Source organism: Croceitalea sp. MTPC6 (assembly GCF_036985525.1).
GTDB lineage: Bacteria > Bacteroidota > Bacteroidia > Flavobacteriales > Flavobacteriaceae > Croceitalea.
The window spans coordinates 1-348 of record NZ_BTGR01000046.1; the positions used below are offsets into that span (position 1 = coordinate 1).

Sequence of the window (348 nt, forward strand, 5' to 3'; positions counted from 1 at the left end):
TCAAAGGCGATGCCCGTACCTGCCACGGCATCGTTATCGGTGATGTTGATGGTCGCTTGGTCATCGTTGATGGAAATCAGCGTTGTGGACAGGTTGGAAAGGTTGACGAAGAACGCCTCCGTCGGCTCAATCAAACTGTCATCGTTGATGGTAAAGGTCACAGGGACACTCTCGCCATCGGTACCGTTGAAGGTCAAAGTACCATTATCACTAACATAGTCACCAGGTGCTATGGCCGAGTCATCGGCGGAAGCGAAGTCCAGTGTGAACCCACCGGGGACGTTACCCGTGAGCACTACGTTCACGGTAGCGGTACCCGCCGCTTCATCGACGGTGATGTTATCGTTG

The 348-nt window shown here is 53.7% G+C and carries 1 protein-coding gene; it reads right to left on the bottom strand.

Annotated elements, in window-relative coordinates; all coding sequences use genetic code 11:
- Nucleotides 1-348: Calx-beta domain-containing protein (locus AACP56_RS17980; protein WP_339339110.1), on the bottom strand; the 348-nt coding region annotated here is incomplete at both ends.